Origin of the sequence: Desulfovibrio psychrotolerans, from assembly GCF_013340305.1 — a bacterium.
Classification (GTDB): domain Bacteria; phylum Desulfobacterota; class Desulfovibrionia; order Desulfovibrionales; family Desulfovibrionaceae; genus Halodesulfovibrio; species Halodesulfovibrio psychrotolerans.
The window spans coordinates 85,475-104,253 of sequence record NZ_BLVP01000007.1; the positions used below are offsets into that span (position 1 = coordinate 85,475).

The 18,779-nt window shown below is 59.1% G+C and carries 18 protein-coding genes; 14 read left to right on the forward strand and 4 right to left on the reverse strand.

Annotated features, from left to right (window positions below):
* Positions 1-153 precede the first annotated feature (153 nt).
* The 3 genes from HUV26_RS06525 to HUV26_RS06535 form a co-directional block, all read right to left on the reverse strand.
* On the reverse strand, positions 154-498 hold the full coding sequence (locus tag HUV26_RS06525; protein WP_174409317.1) for a ferredoxin-thioredoxin reductase catalytic domain-containing protein: 345 nt from the start codon (positions 496-498) through the stop codon (positions 154-156).
* Positions 495-758 carry a glutaredoxin family protein gene (locus HUV26_RS06530; RefSeq protein ID WP_174409318.1) on the reverse strand — a complete coding sequence of 88 codons (264 nt, stop codon included), beginning with the start codon at positions 756-758 and terminating at the stop codon, positions 495-497. The genes HUV26_RS06525 and HUV26_RS06530 overlap by 4 nt, the downstream gene beginning before the upstream one ends.
* Before the next feature lie 130 nt (positions 759-888).
* Positions 889-1,386 carry a hypothetical protein gene (locus HUV26_RS06535; RefSeq protein ID WP_174409319.1) on the reverse strand — a complete coding sequence of 166 codons (498 nt, stop codon included), beginning with the start codon at positions 1,384-1,386 and terminating at the stop codon, positions 889-891.
* A gap of 360 nt (positions 1,387-1,746) precedes the next feature.
* Between HUV26_RS06535 and HUV26_RS06540 the strand changes: the two genes are divergently transcribed.
* From HUV26_RS06540 to abc-f, 14 genes are all read left to right on the forward strand, one after another.
* Positions 1,747-3,807: an elongation factor G gene (locus HUV26_RS06540; protein ID WP_174409320.1), complete on the forward strand. Its 2,061-nt coding sequence runs from the start codon at positions 1,747-1,749 to the stop codon at positions 3,805-3,807.
* Positions 3,808-3,975: 168 nt separating this feature from the next.
* A complete protein-coding gene (locus tag HUV26_RS06545; protein WP_174409321.1) occupies positions 3,976-4,719 on the forward strand; it encodes a lysophospholipid acyltransferase family protein in 744 nt (247 codons plus the stop codon).
* The gene (locus tag HUV26_RS06550; protein WP_174409322.1) at positions 4,695-6,353 is read left to right on the forward strand and encodes a ribonuclease J; all 1,659 of its coding nucleotides are present in this window, start codon (positions 4,695-4,697) and stop codon (positions 6,351-6,353) included. The genes HUV26_RS06545 and HUV26_RS06550 overlap by 25 nt, the downstream gene beginning before the upstream one ends.
* A gap of 112 nt (positions 6,354-6,465) precedes the next feature.
* On the forward strand, positions 6,466-7,248 hold the full coding sequence (locus tag HUV26_RS06555; protein ID WP_174409323.1) for a fumarylacetoacetate hydrolase family protein: 783 nt from the start codon (positions 6,466-6,468) through the stop codon (positions 7,246-7,248).
* 219 nt (positions 7,249-7,467) lie between these two features.
* Positions 7,468-8,247 (forward strand): 30S ribosomal protein S2, encoded by a 780-nt coding sequence (gene rpsB / locus HUV26_RS06560; protein WP_174409324.1) that lies wholly within the window; start codon positions 7,468-7,470, stop codon positions 8,245-8,247.
* 20 nt (positions 8,248-8,267) lie between these two features.
* Positions 8,268-9,089 (forward strand): translation elongation factor Ts, encoded by an 822-nt coding sequence (gene tsf / locus HUV26_RS06565; protein ID WP_174409325.1) that lies wholly within the window; start codon positions 8,268-8,270, stop codon positions 9,087-9,089.
* 211 nt (positions 9,090-9,300) lie between these two features.
* Positions 9,301-10,482, forward strand: coding sequence for a DegT/DnrJ/EryC1/StrS family aminotransferase (locus HUV26_RS06570; protein WP_174409326.1), 1,182 nt, complete (start codon positions 9,301-9,303; stop codon positions 10,480-10,482).
* Positions 10,479-11,309 carry a glycosyltransferase family 2 protein gene (locus HUV26_RS06575; RefSeq protein WP_174409327.1) on the forward strand — a complete coding sequence of 277 codons (831 nt, stop codon included), beginning with the start codon at positions 10,479-10,481 and terminating at the stop codon, positions 11,307-11,309. Before HUV26_RS06570 ends, HUV26_RS06575 begins: the two co-directional genes overlap by 4 nt.
* A 70-nt stretch (positions 11,310-11,379) precedes the next feature.
* The gene (pyrH, locus tag HUV26_RS06580; RefSeq protein WP_174409328.1) at positions 11,380-12,096 is read left to right on the forward strand and encodes a UMP kinase; all 717 of its coding nucleotides are present in this window, start codon (positions 11,380-11,382) and stop codon (positions 12,094-12,096) included.
* A 5-nt stretch (positions 12,097-12,101) separates the two neighbouring features.
* Positions 12,102-12,656, forward strand: coding sequence for a ribosome recycling factor (gene frr / locus HUV26_RS06585; protein WP_174409329.1), 555 nt, complete (start codon positions 12,102-12,104; stop codon positions 12,654-12,656).
* A 228-nt stretch (positions 12,657-12,884) separates the two neighbouring features.
* The gene (locus HUV26_RS06590; protein WP_174409330.1) at positions 12,885-13,445 is read left to right on the forward strand and encodes a GAF domain-containing protein; all 561 of its coding nucleotides are present in this window, start codon (positions 12,885-12,887) and stop codon (positions 13,443-13,445) included.
* Between the two features lie 80 nt (positions 13,446-13,525).
* The gene (gene gap, locus HUV26_RS06595; protein ID WP_174409331.1) at positions 13,526-14,545 is read left to right on the forward strand and encodes a type I glyceraldehyde-3-phosphate dehydrogenase; all 1,020 of its coding nucleotides are present in this window, start codon (positions 13,526-13,528) and stop codon (positions 14,543-14,545) included.
* A gap of 140 nt (positions 14,546-14,685) precedes the next feature.
* Entirely contained in the window at positions 14,686-15,123 is a 438-nt protein-coding gene (locus HUV26_RS06600; protein ID WP_174409332.1) for a PaaI family thioesterase, read from the forward strand.
* A 336-nt stretch (positions 15,124-15,459) separates the two neighbouring features.
* Entirely contained in the window at positions 15,460-16,968 is a 1,509-nt protein-coding gene (gene abc-f / locus HUV26_RS06605) for a ribosomal protection-like ABC-F family protein (RefSeq protein ID WP_174409333.1), read from the forward strand.
* A 449-nt stretch (positions 16,969-17,417) separates the two neighbouring features.
* Here the strand turns inward: abc-f and ftsZ are convergent, their stop codons facing one another.
* Positions 17,418-18,740, reverse strand: a complete 1,323-nt coding sequence (gene ftsZ, locus HUV26_RS06610; RefSeq protein ID WP_174409334.1) for a cell division protein FtsZ — start codon at positions 18,738-18,740, stop codon at positions 17,418-17,420.
* Positions 18,741-18,779 lie beyond the last annotated feature (39 nt).

Sequence of the window (18,779 nt, forward strand, 5' to 3'; positions counted from 1 at the left end):
TGTGGATGCCTATCACCCGGAACACGAGGCACCCTCACCGAAAAAACACGAAAACAGCCCGACGACAGCCTTACGACAGCCCGACAAAAAAACACCCCGCACGGTACTCACCAGCGGGGTGTTCTGCTTCCATTTGCGGCAGCAGGGGAAAAATCAGCCCAGAATCTTCTCGGGCGGGCGGCGTTCCGGCACCACAATGGCGGTATCTTCGCGCTCGTTCACCTCTGCGGTGACATACAGACCGCAGAAGCACGCGCCATATTCCTTCATGTCCGCATCGCGGTATTCGCAGGGACAGACAATATCGCGGTCGGCTTCAAAGGTGCCGTTGGGCAGCCGGCAGGGGCACGCCATGTAGCCGTATTGCTCCCTGCACACCAGCAGGCTTTCCAGCAGGGGCATGGTCATGGTCATGTCCTTGTTGAAGAAATACCCCTTGGGCTCCTGAATCTTCTTGAGCATGGTATACAGCTCTTCGGCGGTCATCTGCTTGGTCATAGGTCCAGTGCCTCCTGCAATTCTTCTTTCTGGAATCCCACGATAACGCACACGCCCTCGTCCACCAGAATGGTGGGGAACGAGAGCTTGGGGTTGTGCTTCTTTATGCGTTCAATGGTTTCCTTGCGTTCGTCCCCGGTCAGCTGGTCCACAAAGACCACATCGAAGGGAATGCCGTTGTCTTCCAGAAATTGCTTCGCCTTCTTGCAATGAATGCAGGTGGAAAGCGCGAAAAGCGTGACTTTGCAGTTCTTTGCCATAGGTATCCCCTTACGAAAGTGTTCAATGTTCCGCCAGCATAGCAGCACTGCGCCGCAATGACAACGCGAACCGACAGGCGAACAGACAGTATATCGGGCATGCTTACCGACAGGCTATCGGGCACTCCTGTCAGTTCTGCACCTGCACGGCAATCTCCCGTGCCAGCAGGCGTATGGCTTCCTCATGGGTCACGGCTTCACGCGTATACCGGGAGCCGGTTTCCGTATTTTCAATCTCTATGAGAAACCGCTCGTACTGTGCCATTTCGGAACCCAGCTCATCAGGACTGCCGTCCACAGAAAAGCTCGCCAGTTGATACGTTACCGTAAGCACCGCCCTGTCCAGCCGCAGCCGCACGGCATCATCCGTCTCTTCCACGGCAAACCGCTGCGCCGCCAGCAGCGAGGCGTTCATCTCCCGCACAGCCTTGCGCACGGGCACAAGCCGCTCCATGGCACGGGCGCGCACACGTTGCAGGTTTTCCTGAATGCGCTGCGTCCGCCTGCGCCGCTCGTCCAGCTCTTCCTGCAAAATGGCGCGTGGCGAACGGAGCCTTCGCGCCAGTTCACGCCCCAGAAAATACAGCGCCGCCAGAACCAGAACGCCGAACACCAAATTTATGTACATACATACTCCTGCAATTATTACGGCAACATCATCCAACAGTTACTCCCCCGGGTCAACAGGCTTGCAGAACATGGAAGCCCCGCTTCAGACCGCTGCCGTGCCCGCAGCGTTGTCCATAGGTTTGGCTCCAGTTTGGGCACAGCCTTGGCGTAGCGGCGGGCTGTTCTGTTTGTTCGCCCAATCCGGCCGGTTTAGAAACGGGGTTGACAACTAGGTTCAGCTTCTTCAATGTGGCATCATCGGGAAAAGTCGGAGGGCACGCCGCACAGTTTTCCCCTCCGCGCGGATTCGCAATGGACCACACGCCCGCATGCCCACGGGGCAGGGCACAATTTCGTCCAAACCGTAAGGGAGAGGTTTATGTCCAAAGCAGTGGAGACCCAGAGAACCTATGCACTTGTAGGCACCGGAGGTTGTGGCAAGACCTCGCTGGCTGAAATGCTGCTCTTTCAGTCCGGCGTGGTCAGCCGACTCGGAAAAGTCGAGGAGGGCACCACCACCCTCGACTACGAACCCGAGGAGGTAAAGCGCCGCGGCTCCATCCAACCCGGATTCGCCACCTTCGAGTGGCAGAAGAACCGTCACTTCCTCATAGACACCCCCGGCGACAACAACTTCATCGGCGACATCCAGTACCTGCTCACGGGTGCGGATGCCGCCGTTTTCGTTGTGGACGCCGTGGACGGGGTGCGCCCGCTCACCAAACGGCTGTGGAACTACGTGAAGGAAGGCGGGCTGCCCGCCATGGTCTTCGTCAACAAGATGGACCGCGACAGGGCAGACTTTGATATGGCCTTTAACGGCCTCTCCTCCATTCTGGGCATGCGCCCCGTGCTGCTGTACATACCCATCGGCTCCAAACAGGAATTTTCCGGCCTCGTGGATGTGCTGGGCAACAAGGCCATCCTCTTCGGGGCAGACGGCAAATGGACCGAAGGCCCCGTCCCCGCCGACATGGAAGACGAACTTTCCATGCTGCGTGAGACAACGGTTGAGAACATCGCGGAAAGCGATGAAGAACTCATGGAAAAATATCTTGAGACAGGCGAACTTTCGGAAGAAGAAATAGCCCACGGCCTGCGCAAGGGCGTGCTTTCCGGCGATCTTGTTCCCGTGGTTCCCGGCTCGTCGCTGGAAAACCGGGGGGGCGCGCAGTTGCTGAACGCCATCCAGACCCTGTTCCCCTCTGCGCAGGACCATGCGCCGTGGAAAAACGAACAGGGCGAATCCCGCGCCAGTGATGCGGATGCCCCGTTAAGCCTGTTCGCCTTTAAAACCCTTGCAGACCCCTTTGCGGGCCAGCTTTCCGTAATGCGCGTGCTTTCCGGAACCCTGAACGGAGAAACGGGGCTGCGCAACGTAAACAAGGGCGAATCGGAACGCATAGGCACGCCCCTGTTCATGGTGGGCAAGGAAACCTCGCCCGCGCGCGGCGGGGTGGGCCCCGGCGCCATCATCGCCCTGCCCAAGCTCAAGTTCACCAAAACAGGCGACACCCTCGCCGAGGAAAAGAATCCCTTCCAGCTTGCTGTTCCCGCGCTTCCTCCGCGCCTTATCTCCTACGCTCTGGCTCCCAAAGAAAAGGGCGATGAAGACAAGGTATACGCTGCCGTACACCGGCTGCTTGACGAAGATATCACGCTGCACCTCGGCCGGTCAGGGGAGTCCAGCGACATCCTGCTTTCCGGCATGGGACAGATGCATATAGAAACCAGCGTGGAAAAGGCCATGCGCCGCTACAAGTGCGAGATTCTGCTGAAAACCCCCAAGGTGCCCTACAAGGAAACCCTCAAGGGCAAGGCGCAGGTGCAGGGCCGCCACAAAAAGCAGTCCGGCGGACGCGGCCAGTTCGGTGACTGCTGGGTGGAGATAGAAGGCATGCCCCACGGCTTCGGCTACGAGTTTGAAGACGCCATCGTGGGTGGCGTTATCCCCCGCCAGTATATCCCCGCCGTGGATAAGGGCATTCAGGAATCAGCACATCGCGGGTTCCTTGCGGGCTACCCGCTGGTAGACTTCCGCGCCAAGCTCTACGACGGCTCGTACCACAACGTGGACTCCTCCGAAATGGCGTTCAAAATCGCCGGCTCGCTGGCGCTCAAGGCAGCCATGGAAAAGGTTAAGCCCGCGCTGCTGGAACCCATTGTCCTGCTTTCCGTGCAGATTCCGGACGAGTACATGGGCGATGTCATAGGCGACCTTTCCTCCCGCCGCGGCAAGGTGCTGGGTTCCGATTCGCAGGCAGGCATAACGGAGATTAAAGCCCATGTGCCCATGAACGAGGTGCTGCGCTACGCACCGGATCTGCGCTCCATGACCGGCGGTCAGGGCGTGTTCACCATGGAGCTTACCCACTACGAAGAAGCCCCGCCGCCCGTTGTGGACAAGGTGGTGGCGGAATATCAGGCATCACGCGAATAACAGGATAGCAACGAGGCCCCGCCGGAAACGGCGGGGCCTCGATGCATACCGGCCCGCAGATTGCCCGCCCGGTACAATACGCCCCGCCCACCATTCCTTCCTCAATCCACTTGAGGCCACCGCCGTTTTCCGTTAGTTTGGCATACTTGACCCAAACTGGAAGGCATAATGATCCGTACCCTGTGGTTTTATCTCTCGTTCCTCACGGCGACTTTCCTCCTCAGTCTCGCCACGCTGGCAGTGGGCGCGTTCGCACCCGCAGGGCCTTTGTGCGCCCGCATTGCAGCACTGTGGAGCCGCTCTGCCATCGTGCTCTCCGGCATCCGGCTGGAGGCGGACATTGCCGCCGTGCCCCCGCCCGGCAAGGGGCCCGTGGTTTTCATGGTCAACCACCAGAGCCAGTTCGATATTCCCATCGCCACCCTGCTGCTGCGGGAGCGCTATCCCGCCTTTGTGGCAAAGAAGAGCCTGTTCGACATCCCCTTCGTGGGCTGGGCGTTCCGGCTGGGAAAACACATTCCCATAGACCGCAAGAACAGCCGCAAGGCCATGAAGTCCATGGAAAACGCAGCTGCCACAGCCAAAGCGGGCCGCTCCATTGTCATCTTCCCGGAAGGCACCCGGCAGAAGGATACCTCGCAGCTCGGGGAATTCAAGACCGGGGGCATCATCCTCGCGCTCAAGGCAGGTCTTCCCGTAGTGCCCGTGGTTCTGGAAGGCACAGGCGACATTCTGCCCAAGGGGCATGTTACCCTCAAGCGGCGGCACACCGTGCGCGTGCGCGCCCTGCCCCCCATAGATTCCTCCAGCTACGACATTAAAGAGCGCAACCGCTTCCGCGATGAATTGCACGCCCTTATGAACACCGCCTACATGGAGATGCGCGAATGCCGGACCAGCCAAACTTCCTGACGCTCACCCCGCTGGGGGGCTATGGCGAAATCGGCATGAACTGCACCATATGGTCCACAGCCGACACCGCCGTGCTGGTGGACTGCGGGCTCATGTTCCCGGACGACTACCTGCTCGGCATAGACGTGGTCATTCCCCAGTTCGACCACATTCTGCGGCGCAAGGACAAGGTGCGCGGCATTGTGCTCACCCACGGGCACGAAGACCACATAGGCGCGCTGCCGTGGCTCATGCCGTGGCTGCACGTACCCATCTTCGGCTCCCGCTTCACACTGGCGCTGGTGGAACACAAGCTGCGCGAGGCAAACCTGCTGGACCGCACGGAACTTGTGCCCGTGCATCCGGGACAGCGGCTGGTGCTGGGCGACCTGACCTTCAATTTCTTCCCCGTGTGCCACTCCATCATAGAAGGGTACGGACTCGGCGTGGAAACCCCCGTGGGCAAGGTGGTGCATACCGGCGACTTCAAGCTGGACGCCAACCCCATAGACGGGCACCACACGGACCTGGAAGCCTTCCGCCGGTTTTCGGAAGGCGGCGTGGAACTGCTGCTCTCCGACTCCACGAACATAGAGCGCGACGGCCATTCTCTGGGTGAGCGGGAAATCCGCGATACCTTCGATGGCATATTCCGCGACGCGCAGGGGAGGGTTATCGTCACCCTGTTCTCCAGCCATATCCAGCGCATACAGGAAGTTTTCGACATCGCCTTCAAATACGGGCGCAAGGTGGCGGTTTCGGGCCGCAGCCTGCTGAACAACATAGAAATTTCCCGCGAACTGGGCTTTCTGCGCGTGCCTGCCAGCGTGTTCATAGACTCCTACGACATGCCCGACCTGCCGGACAGTGAACTGGTGCTGCTGGTCACCGGCTCGCAGGGCGAACCGCTCTCCGCGCTTTCACGCATCACCAGAGGCGAACACCGCTCGCTGTCCATCACCCCCGGCGACACGGTCATCATGTCCTCGCGGTTCATCCCCGGCAACGCCCGCGCCATCACACGGCTCATCAACGACATGTACCGCCTTGGCGCAGAGGTTTATTACGAAAACTTCCGCAACATCCACGCTTCAGGCCACGCCTACCGCGAGGAATTGCGCACCATGCTGGAAACCGTGCGCCCGCGCCATTTCATCCCCGTGCACGGGGAATACCGGCATCTGGTCAAGCACTGCCGCCTTGCGCACGAGTGCGGCATTCCTCCGGAAAACACCATCATTCTGGAAGACGGCGACCCCGTCACCCTGCTGCCGGACGGCATACGCCGCGAACCGCGCATCCAGCTGGAAGCCGTGCTCGTGGACGGCAAGGGCGTGGGCGACGTGGGCACCTCCGTGCTCAAAGAACGCCATCTCCTCGGCGGCGAGGGCATGGTGGTGGTCTTCCTCGTGCTGGACGAACAGATATGGGAAATCCTGCACGGGCCGGACATCATCTCCAAAGGCTTCATCTTTGAGGCGCACTACAACCACGTGCTGGAAGACGCCAAGTGTATCGTTCTGGATATACTGGAAAACATGAGCCCAGGCGACATAGAAAAACTACAGGACCGCATCCGCTCCACCCTGCGCCGCTTCTTCCGGAAGGTTCTGGAACGCGACCCCGTGGTGCTTCCGGTCATCACCATGGTGTAACAGGCCGTACAGTACCTTGTTCCCGCCCGGCGGCAGGAAGAATCACGGACGCTTCACCCGCCGCCTGCTGCTCATACAGCAACCAGCCTTACGTCCCGCCGCAGGAGGAACCATGCGCGTTCTCAGGGTACGATACAAAGGAGCCGCGTTCTACGCCGCCCTCACCGACAACACCGTCCGCTGCCTCAACCCCCAGCTGGGCCTGCAAGACCCCATCCCGCTGGAAGAAATAACCGTGCTGCCCGTGGTCGCCCCGTCCAAGGTGGTCTGCGTGGGCCTGAATTACAGGGCGCACGCCGCCGAACTGGGCATGCCCGTGCCGGACGAACCGGCCTACTTCCTTAAGCCGCCGTCAGCCATCATCGGCTCCGGGCAGGCCATTCTGCTTCCGGAAACCTCCGCCCGCGTAGACTACGAGGCAGAGCTTGCCATCGTTATCGGCAGAGAAAGCAGACGCCTGCACCGCGACGACGTGCGGGAGCATATTTTCGGCTTCACCTGCGCCAATGATGTCACCGCCCGCGACCTGCAAAAAAAAGACATGATGTTCGGACGCTGCAAGGGGTTCGATACCTTCCTTCCCATAGGTCCGTGGATAGAGACCGATGTGCCGGACCCGGACAACCTGACCATCCGTCTCATCAAGAACGGCCAAGTAATGCAGGAAGGCAGCACCGCAGACATGCTCTTCTCTCCCTTCGACCTTGTGGCAGACCTGTCGCACATCATGACGCTGCTCCCCGGCGATGTGGTGCTCACGGGCACGCCCCCCGGCGTGGGCCCCATACAACCCGGCGATGAAGTGCGGGTAGAGGTGGAAAACATGGGCCTGCTCATCAATCCCGTGCGCGACAGTCTGGGCGGCGAAGACACGCCCCCGCTTCCCGTGCAATAATCCCTGCCCGCAGCAGGCGGCATGCCGAAAAAATCATGCAGAATGGGCAGAAACACTTGCCTATTCCCGCAAAGCGGCGTATTTATCCCTGCCTTTTACACAATAAGCACACTCCGAGTTTCGTCCTTGGGTGCCTGCAAGTAGGCGTATATACGTACCTACATGCAGGTCGAGGGTCATGGCTCGGGGTGGAAGAAAACCCATCTAAGGAGTTCGACCATGACTTACGTATCAATGAAGCAGATGCTGGAAACCGGCGTCCACTTCGGCCACCAGACCCGCCGCTGGAACCCCAAAATGCGCCCCTTCATCTTCGGTGCGCGCAACGGCATCCACATCATGGACCTGCAGCAGACCGCCAAGCTGTTCCGCCGCGCCCATGACAAAGTGGCTGAAACCGTGGCCAAGGGCGGCAAGGTAATTTTCATCGGCACCAAGCGTCAGGCGCATGAAGCCGTGCGCACCGAAGCCACCCGCTCCGGTCAGTACTTTGTGACCAACCGCTGGATGGGCGGCACGCTCACCAACTTCCAGACCATCCGCAAGTCCATAGACCGCCTGAAGAAGCTGGAAGCCATGTTCGCAGACGGCTCCGTAAGCCGCTACCAGAAGAAGGAAATCCTGACTCTGCGCCGCGAAATGGAAAAGCTTGAGCTTACCCTCGGCGGTATCAAGGATATGGAACGTCTGCCGCAGATGGCTTTCATCGTGGACCCCAAGCGCGAAGAAATCGCCGTGAAGGAATGCCGCAAGCTGGGTATCCCCATCGTTGCCATTACCGACTCCAACTGCGACCCCGACCTCATCGACTACGTCATTCCCGGCAACGATGACGCCATCCGTGCTATCAAGCTGTTTGTCGCCCACATTGCAGAAGCCTGCATGGAAGGCGCAGCCATGAGCAAGGACGGCAAGGACGCCGAACCCGAAGTGGCCATGGCCAAGGCAGCAGAAGCTGCAGAAGTAGCCGAAGCCGTTGCAGAGAAAGACGAAGAATAATTCACCCCGGGAGAACAAGCATGTCTATTTCCGCCGCAATGGTGAAAAGCCTGCGCGATAAGACCGGCGCAGGGATGATGGACTGCAAGAAAGCTCTTGCAGAAAACAACGGTGACGAGGAAAAGGCCATCGACTGGCTCCGCCAGAAGGGTCTTTCCAAGGCTGCCAAGAAGGCCGGACGCGCCACCACCGAAGGCCTTATCGGCTGTTTGGTGGAAGGCAAGGTCGGCGCACTTGCCGAATTCAAGTGCGAAACCGACTTCGTTGCCCGCAACGAAGCCTTCATCGCCCTGTCCCATAAGTTCGCCGCAGACGTGGCCGCCAACGGCGCAGAAGGCTTTGCCGACCGCGTTGCAGGCGATGTGACCGACTGCATCGCCACCCTGGGCGAAAACATGTCCGCAGGCCGCGCCGCCCGCGTTGAGCTGGCTGCCGACGGCATTATCGGCTCCTACGTGCACTCCAACGGCAAGATCGGCGTCCTGGTGGCCATAGAAGGTTCCGCCGATGCGGAACTGGCCAAGAACATTGCCATGCAGGTAGCTGCCACCAACCCCGTTTCTCTGGACGCCTCCAACATTCCGGCCGATCTCATCGCCCGCGAACGCGAAATCCACCGTCAGAAGACGCTGGAAGAAGGCAAGCCGGAAAACATCGTGGACAAGATCGTGGACGGCCGTATGCAGAAGTTCTTCAAGGAAGTGACCCTGCTCGACCAGCCCTACATCCGCGACGACAAAATGGCCGTCAAGGATCTGCTCAAGGGCGGAGCCAAGATCGTCCAGTTCGTGCGTTTCGCCCTTGGCGAAGACGCAACCCCGGAAGCCGAAGAAGCCGAATAGCCTCTTCGCCGCATATGCATCACAAGGGGGGTCGCAAGACCCCCTTTTTTTGGATACCATGCCCTGCGCCCGACACGGCAGGCCCCCATAGCAGCCCATTGCAGCCTTGACTTTCGGCCCCAAACGGCGCACACAATCGCAACACCGACCATGCGCCCCCCGGCACCCGCGCCCCCGGCGGCGCACACACACGCAGACAGCGGAGCCAATAATGCGTGACGCCTTTCTGGTCTTCGGACAGCCCCTGATAGAGCAGGCAGAAATTGACGAAGTGGTAGACAGCCTGAACAAGGCATGGATAGGCACCGGCCCCAAGGTGCACCAGTTCGAAAAAGATTTTGCCGCGTATAAGGGAGTGCCATACGCTGCTGCCGTAAACTCCTGCACCGCCGCGCTGCACCTTGCCTGCCTCACGCTGGAGTTTGCTCCCGGTGACGAGGTCATCACCACGGCCATGACTTTCTGCGCCTCGGTGAACTCCATCATCCATGCGGGCGGCACGCCGGTGCTGGCAGATGTGAACCCGCATACCCTGAACATAGACCCCGCCGCCATAGAGGCCAGAATAACGCCCCGCACCCGCGCCATCATGGTCGTGCACTATGCGGGACGCAGCTGCGACATGGACCCCATCATGGACCTTGCCGCACGCCACGGCCTCACGGTCATAGAAGACTGCGCCCACGCCATAGAAACGGAATACAAGGGACGCACGGCAGGCACCATAGGCCACATAGGCTGCTTCAGCTTTTACGCCACCAAGAACATCGTCACCGGAGAAGGCGGCATGCTCATCTCCAGCGACAAGGCCGCCATGGACCGCTGCAAGATCATGGCCCTGCACGGCATGAGCGCAGACGCATGGGCCCGGTTCTCAGACGCAGGCTACAAGCACTATCAGGTGGTGGACCACGGCTTCAAATACAACATGATGGATATTCAGGCCGCGCTCGGCCTGCACCAGCTGCCCCGTATAGACCGCTACTGGAACCACCGTGCCGCCATCTGGCAGCGGTACATGCAGGCTTTTGCGGATCTGGGCATCGGCCTTCCCGCGCCGGTGGAAGAAAACACCGTGCATGCCTACCATCTGTACACCATCCGCGTTAACCGCGAGTGCTGCGGCGTGGAGCGTGACCAGATGCTGGAAGCCCTGCGCGCCCGCAACATAGGCGTGGGCGTGCACTATCTGGCCATTCCCGAACACCCGTACTACCAGAAGCGTTTCGGCTGGCGCCCGGAAGAAACGCCTCACGCCACCGCCTATGGCCGCGAAACCATAAGCCTGCCCCTCTCCGCCAAACTGAGCGAACGGGACGTGGACGATGTTATCGAAGCCGTTCGCGAAATCTGCGGCGCATGCCCTGCGGCGCGCACCGGAGCCACGGCATGAAACCCTCGGTGACGGGACTGGTGCTCACCTACAACGGTGGTCGCCTGCTGGAAAAATGTCTCGCTTCCCTGTCCTTCTGCGACAAGGTGCTGGTGGTCGATTCCTTTTCCACAGACGACACGGTCGCCATTGCCACGGCAGCAGGCGCAACCGTGCTCCAACGTGCGTGGGAAGGGCCAGGTCCGCAGTTTCAGTTCGCCTTTTCCCAAATAGATACGGAATGGGTGGTAAGCCTTGATCAGGATGAAATATGCACCCCGGCCCTGCGGGAGCGCATCCTGACCGCTTTTGCTGAACAGGAGACAGTTGCATCCCCTGCCGGACAGGATGCAGCCGCATCCCAGGCCAGACAGGGAACGCAGCCCCCCCTGGCCGGATACTATGTGCACAGGCGCAACTGGTATTTTGACCGCTTCATGCAGCATTCCGGCTGGTATCCGGACGCCCTGCTCCGTGTCTTCCGTCCCGCGCTCATGCAGGTGCAGGTAAGCGGCGCGCACTATTCCTTCCATCCCGCAGGCACCACGCAAACCCTTGCGGCAGACATCCTGCACTACCCGTACGAAAGCTTTGCCCAGCATCTAGACAAGATCAATTCTTACGCCCAGCAGGGGGCGGATGACCTGCGCCGCAAAGGCAGAAAAGGCGGTGTGCTGCGGGGCATAGGCCACGGTGCCGTGCGCTTTGCCAAACTCTATTTTTTCCAGCGCGGCGTGCTGGACGGGCGCGCGGGTTTTATAAACGCGGCCCACGGGGCCTTTTACGCCTTTCTCAAATACGTGCGGGTGGAAGAAGGCTCGTGGGGCAAACCCTACGACCATCAATAATGTACACGTGGCGGCAAGACCGCCATATTTTTTGAGCATTCAGAGCAACGACAAAACCAGAGGTTCGGACATGAGCGAAAAGCGATTCCATCGCGTGCTGCTTAAACTCAGCGGCGAGGCCTTGGCTGGAGAAGAGAAATTCGGTATAGACCCTGTAACAGTGGCGAAGATATGCCGCGAAATCGCCGAAGTGGCAGACATGGGCATAGAAGTGGCCCTTGTCATCGGCGGCGGCAACATCTTCCGCGGATTAAGCTCCTCCGCCAAGGGCATGGACAGGTCCACGGCGGACTACATGGGCATGCTGGCCACGGTACTGAACGCTCTTGCCGTGCAGGACCAGCTGGAAAAGCTGGGCCATCCCACCCGTGTGCTTTCCGCCATCACCATGCAGGAAGTCTGCGAGCCGTATATCCGCCGCCGCGCCGAACGCCATCTGGAAAAAGGCCGTATCGTCATCTGCGCAGCGGGAACGGGCAACCCCTATTTCACCACGGATACGGCAGCGGCACTGCGTGGCATGGAACTGAAGTGCGACGCCATTGTCAAAGCCACCAAGGTGAACGGCGTATACGATAAAGACCCCGTCAAGCATGCAGATGCGGTCATGTTCAAACAGCTCACATTCATTGATGTGCTGCAAAAGAAGCTCGGCGTCATGGATAGCACCGCCATAACGCTGTGCATGGAAAACAACGTTCCCATTCTTGTCTGCAACATGTATACGGGTGACATAAAGCGCATGATGCTGGGTGAGAATGTCGGCACCATCGTACAAGGAGAATAACCCCCATGGATGAGATTCTGCTCGAAGCCGAAGAAAGAATGGAAAAGGCCATCACCGCTCTTGAACGGGAGTTCGGTAAGCTGCGCACCGGACGCGCGCACACATCTCTTGTGGACAATATTCTTGTGGACTACCACGGCACCCCCACGCCCATTAAGCAGTTGGCCTCGGTAGCCATCCCGGACAGCCGCAGCATCACCATTCAGCCGTGGGACAAAAGCGCTTTCGGATCCGTGGAAAAGGCCATCATCAATTCCAACCTCGGCCTCAATCCCATGAACGACGGCCGCCTTATCCGCATTAATATCCCCATGCTCACCGAGGAACGCCGCAAGGAACTGGTGAAGATGGCCAAGAAATACGTGGAAGAAGCCAAGGTGGCGGTGCGCAACGTGCGCCGCGATGCCAACGAGCAGATAAAAAAGCTGGAAAAATCCAAGGATATTACCGAGGACGAATCCCGCAACGGTCAGGATGAAGTGCAGAAACTCACCGATGCCTATGTGGCTAAATCGGACGAGCGCGGCGCGGCCAAAGAAGCCGAGATCATGGCTATTTAGCCTGTCAGTTCCGCAACCTGCCCCACGCATTCAAGGCCCCGCCTCTTTCAGGCGGGGCCTTCATGTTTTCCCGTCAACCGCGAAAATTCTTGGGCCTGCGCACTTTGGTGCTGTTCCTCATTCCGCAACTATGGTAACTCAAACAATCAGTATCATGCGTACAGCGCGCCCGGCGTTCGGCGGGCAGGGCGGCGTTTCCCGCAAACCCTCAAAGGCAGGTAGCACAGCATGGAATCGCAAGCACTTTACAAGACCATTTACAAGATCGCCAAAGTCGTCAACGCATCGCTGGAACCCAAAGAGGTTCTCGGGCAGATCGTGGAGCAGGTGGCCAAGGCCATGAGTGCCAAGGGCTGCTTTATCCGCCTGCTGGACAGAACAGGCACCATCCTCAAGCCGGACGCGTACTTCGGCCTGAGTGACCGCTACGCGCAGAAGGGACCTGTAGAGGTCTCCAAAAGCAAAATCGATCAGGAAGTGCTGCAGGGCAACCCCATCTACATAGAAGACGTACGCACCGACTCCCGCTTTCAGTACCCGCAGCAGGCATCCGAAGAGGGTATCATCTCGCTCGTGGTCGTCCCCCTTATCGGCAGGGGCAACAAGGTCATCGGCGTACTGCGCGTCTATTCCGCAGAAAACCGCCGCTTTACAGAAGACGAACTGGAATTCGTAAGCTGCATCGCCAACCTGTGCGGCATCGCGCTGGAAAACGCGCGCATGTACCATGCCCTCAAGCGCACAAGGGAGCTGGCGGACGCATACGTCTATCAGGTCTTCGAAGACTGATGCGCCTCCCAGGCACATCCCACATCCCGTTCTTCCCAACACAGCATCACCCCGCGCAGAACGCGCGACCGGAGGATACCATGAGCAAAATTCGGGTAGGCATAAACGGCTTCGGCCGCATAGGACGTCAGGTCCTCAAGTCCATCTGGAAATACCACCGCGACACCATAGAGGTGGTCGCCATAAACGACCTGTTCGATATCGCCACCAACGCACATCTTCTGGCACACGACACCAGCTACGGTGCCTTTGAGCCAAAGGTCACGGTAGAAGGCGATACCATCCATGTGGGAAATGATTTCACCGTCAAAAACTTCGCGGAGCGCGATCCCAAGCTCATTCCGTGGGGAGCCATGAAGGTGGATGTGGTGGTGGAGTGCACGGGCATCTTCCGCACCGGTCCCAAGGCTGCCATGCACATTGAGGCAGGCGCCAAAAAGGTCATCATCTCCGCCCCCGCCAAAGAAGAGGATATCACCATCGTCATGGGCGTAAACGATGGCGACTACGACCCCGCACGGCACCATATCATTTCCAACGCCTCCTGCACCACAAACTGCCTTGCCCCCGTGGTCAAGGTGGTGCATGAACGCTACGGCATAAAGAAAGGCGTTATGACCACCATCCACGCCTACACCAACGACCAGCGCATCCTGGACCTGCCCCACTCCGATCTGCGCCGCGCCCGCGCCGCCGCCTGCAACATGATTCCCACGTCTACAGGCGCGGCCAAGGCCGTTGCGCTGGTCATTCCGGAAATGAAGGGCAAATTCTCGGGCTACTCCGTGCGCGTGCCCACCCCCACCGTCTCGCTGGTGGACTTTGTCTGCGAACTGGAGCAGGAAACCACCACCGAAGACCTGCGCGCCCTGCTCAAGGCAGCAGCGGAAGGCCCCCTCAAGGGCATTCTGGGCTATTCCGAGCAGCCGCTGGTATCCTCCGACTTCATCGGTGATCCCCGCTCCTCCATCGTGGAGGCGGATTTCACCATGGTGCAGTCCGGCAACATGGCCAAAATCTACTCATGGTATGACAATGAATGGGGCTATTCCTGCCGCGTGGGCGACCTTGTGGCTCTCATGGCGCAGAAGGGCCTGTAACAGTTTTTCCGGCATACGCCCGTTATGGCCCGGCATCCGTTCCTGCAACGGTGCCGGGCTTTCCGCATGGTTTCGCCTGTTGCAACAGCGGTCTCTGCGCACACTGGACGCGCGCGTTGTTTGCGGCTACACACCATTTCATGAACACATCCGTCCATACCGAACTGATTGAGTTTGTGGAACAGCATATTGCCTTCCACCGCTTTCTGGGTGTGAAGGTGCTGGACGCCCGCCCCGGCTTTGCCAAGGTCTGCCTCCCCTTCCGCGAGGAATTCAAGGGCAACGAGGTCCGCGGCGTGGTCCACGGGGGCGTCACCGCCGTGCTGGTGGATATCTGCGGCGCAGTAGCCCTGTGGACGCACTTTGGCCCTGCGGACAAAACGTCTACCATAGACATGCGCGTGGATTACCAGCGCCCTGCCCCGTTCGAAGACATGGTGGCAGAAGGAGACGTGCGCATGCTCGGCAACCGCATAGCCAACGTGCATATCCGCGTCTATGCCGCCTCCATGCCCGATACGCTGGTAGCGGAAGGGCGCGCCGTCTACTATGTCAAACGCGAAGGCATGCCCAGTTGACCGTGCTGCCGCACCCTTGACGCAGGCACCCTTCCGGCCTAAAAAACAACCAGTCCATACGTTTCGGCAACCCCAACAGGAAAGGGACGAATGAAAAATTCCCGCTAAAACACCTGATTGAACAGTGTTTTGCGCCGTGATGAAGACAAGGCTCTGCCTTGGCACTTCTCCGGCTTGCGGGAATTTCGCTTTTCCGGTTCCGGGCTGTCCCCCCATTGCCCCTCTTTGAAGGGCATCGTGCCGTGCATGCAGGGACTGCGGAAAGCTATCTTCCGGCAGTCCTTTTTTCATGCGCTCACCGCGCCGCCGGTGTGCAGGACATTCGGGAGGCACCGTATGGCCCTTATCAACGTTTCACACCTCACCTTCGCCTATGACAACGGGCAAACCATTTTCAACAATGTTTCCCTGCAACTGGATACCAACTGGAAACTGGGCCTCATAGGGCGCAACGGACGGGGCAAGACCACCTTCCTCAAGCTTCTGTGCGGGACCTACCCGTTCCGGGGGTCCATACACACTCCGGTTGCCATGCAGTATTTTCCCTTCGCGATGCCCGACCCGGCAATGACAGGGAAGGAGATTGCCCGCGCCATATGCGCCGGCCCGGAAGACTGGCGTCTTGAGCGAGAAGCTTCACTGCTTGCTCTTGCTCCTGAAACTCTCAGTCGACCATACGCCACCCTCAGCGGAGGCGAAGCCACCAAGCTGCTGCTCGCCATACTGTTTCTGAATGAGCACAGCTTCCCGCTCATCGATGAACCGACCAATCATCTGGATAGCAAGGCCCGCGCCACGGTTGCCACCTACCTGAAGGCTAAGAAAGGATTCATCCTCGTCTCCCACGACCGCGCCCTGCTCGACAGCTGCACAGACCATGTTCTGTCCATCAACCGAACCGATATTGAGTTGCACCGCGGTAACTTCAGTTCATGGCAGGATAACCGCCAAAGACGGGACCGGCAGGAATTTGCGGAAAACCAAAGACTGGAAAAGGAGATTGCCCGCCTGGAGCAAAGCGCCAGACGGAGCACGGAATGGTCGCACAGGGCAGAGAAAGGGAAATATACCTCCGGACACGTAGACCGGTTTCTGGATCGCGGTTTCATAGGCCACAAGGCTGCCAAGATGATGCAGCGGGCCAAATCGGTTGAATCCAGACACACAAAGGCTGCCCAGGATAAAGCAGAACTCCTGCACAATCTGGAACACGATGCCCCCCTTGCCATGCGTCCGCTTACCTTCCACAGCAAACGGCTAGTCGAATGCAGGGAACTCTGCGCAGGGTATGGGAACACCTCCGTGCTGCGAAACATATCCTTCAGTGTCATGAGTGGAGACAGGCTGGCCCTTTGCGGCAGTAACGGCAGCGGCAAAACCACGCTCCTGTCTCTGCTCACAGGAAAAGGTTCCCCCGGTAGCGGCGTGCTGCATCTGCCCAAAGGACTCCGCGTTTCCTATGTTCCGCAGAACACCTCGTTTCTGAAGGGTAGCCTGAAGCAACTTTCTCAGGAACGTGGCATTGAAGAAAGCCTGCTCCGGGCTGTTCTGCATCGGCTCGGATTCGAACGCAGGCACTTCGAGACAGACATGGGCGGCTACAGTGCCGGACAGAAGAAAAAAGTCCTTCTTGCCGCAAGCCTCTGTGAAGAAGCGCACCTGTACGTCTGGGACGAACCCCTGAACTATGTGGACGTGCTTTCCCGCATGCAGATTGAAAATCTGATTCTGCACTACAGGCCGAGCATGATTCTGGTTGAGCATGACCGCATGTTTCTGGAGCGTGTTGCAACAGGAATTCTGGATCTGGATACGGCCTGTTCCGTTGCCCTTACACTTCCCTAAAAAGCACTGAAAAAGGCCGCCCCCCTGTGGAGCGGCCTTTTAAAGGACTGTGAGCAGGTCAGGAGAGGCGTAATTTCCGGGCCTGTTCACAGGGTCTACCTGATATGTCATCATACGCCGCTGCACCGCCGTGGGCGGGCGCGACCCCCTCCGGCTTTCCGTTCCCCTGCGGCCATAGCGGATATTGTCGCCATTGCAGGAGAGTGCCGGACAAATACACTGCTGAGCGGGCTGCTGAATAACAGGGCAGCCGTCCACAGCGTCCGAAGTGACGTTCAAACCAAATCCGTTTCGGCGTTCGCAATGCTGCCTGCACGGTTTTGCGATACGACAGGCAAGCTCCCTGCCGTTATGCAATACTCCAAACGCTCAAAATCACGACCTCACAGGCTCACGAATCCTTCTTTTCCGTTCACACGGAACGGAAAACGAAACCTCGTGCCTGAGGACTAGTCAGCTTGCTTGCGGATGAACGAGGGTATCTCGAACTCGTCTTCGTCGAACACAAAGTCATCCTCGCCGGGCTGATGCGCGCTGGCGGCCTGATGCGCCGTCTGCGCCACCTGCCCCTGCTTGCGCAGGTAGGCGGGAATGTTCCTGTCTTCTTCACTGAAGGTGCCAAGCCCCCGTGCCGGTGCCGGACGCACTATGGTCTCTCTGCGCTGCGGAGCCGGAGCAGAGACAGGCTGCGCCTGCTGCGCACGGGGTGCGGGAGCCGCCTTGGGAGCAGGTGCCGAACCGCGCATGGGCGAAACCTTGCCGCCCCCGCCGGAAGACATCACATTCTTGCCACCATTGCCAAGGGTTTCCGCTCCCACGGCGTCAATGCCGGTGGCAATGACGGTAATGCGCATCTCGTCCCCGATGCTGTCGTCAAACACGGTGCCGAAGAAGATGCGGGCATCTTCATGGGCAGCCTCCTGAATGGCACCTGCGGCCTCGGAAACCTCTTCGATGGTCAGGTCGGAAGAGCAGGTAATGTTCATGAGCACGCCGCGTGCGCCGTCGATGGACACATCCTCCAGCAGCGGACTGGTAATCGCCTTGATGGCGGCTTCGCGTGCGCGCGATTCGCCGCTGGCGCTGCCTGCGCCCATCATGGCAAGACCGGATTCACCCATCACGGCCTTCACGTCCGCAAAGTCCAGGTTAATGAGGCCGGGCACCATGATCAGGTCAGAAATACCCTTCACGGCAAAATACAGAATTTCGTCAGCCTTCTTCAGCATTTCCACAAAGGTGGCCTTCTTCGCCGCAAGGGAAAGAAGCCTGTCGTTGGGAATGGTGATGAGCGAGTCCACATGCTGGCGGAAGGCCTCAATGCCTTCTTCCGCCGCCATAAGGCGCTTTTTGCCCTCAAAGAAGAACGGCTTGGTCACAACGCCCACGGTCAGCGCGCCCATTTCCTTGGCAACCTGCGCGATAACGGGAGCCGCGCCTGTGCCGGTGCCGCCGCCCATACCTGCGGTAACAAACACCATGTCGGCTTCGCCTATAGCGGCGCGTATCTGATCAATGGACTCCAGTGCCGCGTCGCGCCCCACTGCCGGGTTAGCGCCCGCGCCGAGGCCCTTGGTCAGCTTGTCGCCGAGCTGAATCTTGTACTCCGCCTGCGAGTTGTTCAGGGCCTGCACATCGGTGTTGGCCACAATAAACGTAACCCCGCGCAGCACTGAGCTGATCATGTTGTTAACCGCGTTGCCCCCGCCGCCGCCGACACCGATGACTTTAATTTTTGCCATGCTGTCGTTTTCAATTTCCATAAATTCCATTTTCGCCTCTCCTTTTGCCGAAATGCATACTCAAAAAAT

What these genes read in the sequence shown, in the direction of transcription:
- HUV26_RS06570 (WP_174409326.1), top strand. Translation starts at nt 9,301, where the DNA reads ATGCGTGACGCCTTTCTGGTCTTCGGACAGCCCCTGATAGAGCAGGCA.
- HUV26_RS06590 (WP_174409330.1), top strand. Translation starts at nt 12,885, where the DNA reads ATGGAATCGCAAGCACTTTACAAGACCATTTACAAGATCGCCAAAGTC.
- HUV26_RS06575 (WP_174409327.1), top strand. Translation starts at nt 10,479, where the DNA reads ATGAAACCCTCGGTGACGGGACTGGTGCTCACCTACAACGGTGGTCGC.
- tsf (WP_174409325.1), top strand. Translation starts at nt 8,268, where the DNA reads ATGTCTATTTCCGCCGCAATGGTGAAAAGCCTGCGCGATAAGACCGGC.
- HUV26_RS06600 (WP_174409332.1), top strand. Translation starts at nt 14,686, where the DNA reads ATGAACACATCCGTCCATACCGAACTGATTGAGTTTGTGGAACAGCAT.
- ftsZ (WP_174409334.1), bottom strand. Translation starts at nt 18,740, where the DNA reads ATGGAATTTATGGAAATTGAAAACGACAGCATGGCAAAAATTAAAGTC.
- HUV26_RS06550 (WP_174409322.1), top strand. Translation starts at nt 4,695, where the DNA reads ATGCCGGACCAGCCAAACTTCCTGACGCTCACCCCGCTGGGGGGCTAT.
- HUV26_RS06540 (WP_174409320.1), top strand. Translation starts at nt 1,747, where the DNA reads ATGTCCAAAGCAGTGGAGACCCAGAGAACCTATGCACTTGTAGGCACC.
- gap (WP_174409331.1), top strand. Translation starts at nt 13,526, where the DNA reads ATGAGCAAAATTCGGGTAGGCATAAACGGCTTCGGCCGCATAGGACGT.
- HUV26_RS06530 (WP_174409318.1), bottom strand. Translation starts at nt 758, where the DNA reads ATGGCAAAGAACTGCAAAGTCACGCTTTTCGCGCTTTCCACCTGCATT.
- HUV26_RS06555 (WP_174409323.1), top strand. Translation starts at nt 6,466, where the DNA reads ATGCGCGTTCTCAGGGTACGATACAAAGGAGCCGCGTTCTACGCCGCC.
- HUV26_RS06545 (WP_174409321.1), top strand. Translation starts at nt 3,976, where the DNA reads ATGATCCGTACCCTGTGGTTTTATCTCTCGTTCCTCACGGCGACTTTC.
- abc-f (WP_174409333.1), top strand. Translation starts at nt 15,460, where the DNA reads ATGGCCCTTATCAACGTTTCACACCTCACCTTCGCCTATGACAACGGG.
- frr (WP_174409329.1), top strand. Translation starts at nt 12,102, where the DNA reads ATGGATGAGATTCTGCTCGAAGCCGAAGAAAGAATGGAAAAGGCCATC.
- rpsB (WP_174409324.1), top strand. Translation starts at nt 7,468, where the DNA reads ATGACTTACGTATCAATGAAGCAGATGCTGGAAACCGGCGTCCACTTC.
- pyrH (WP_174409328.1), top strand. Translation starts at nt 11,380, where the DNA reads ATGAGCGAAAAGCGATTCCATCGCGTGCTGCTTAAACTCAGCGGCGAG.
- HUV26_RS06525 (WP_174409317.1), bottom strand. Translation starts at nt 498, where the DNA reads ATGACCAAGCAGATGACCGCCGAAGAGCTGTATACCATGCTCAAGAAG.
- HUV26_RS06535 (WP_174409319.1), bottom strand. Translation starts at nt 1,386, where the DNA reads ATGTACATAAATTTGGTGTTCGGCGTTCTGGTTCTGGCGGCGCTGTAT.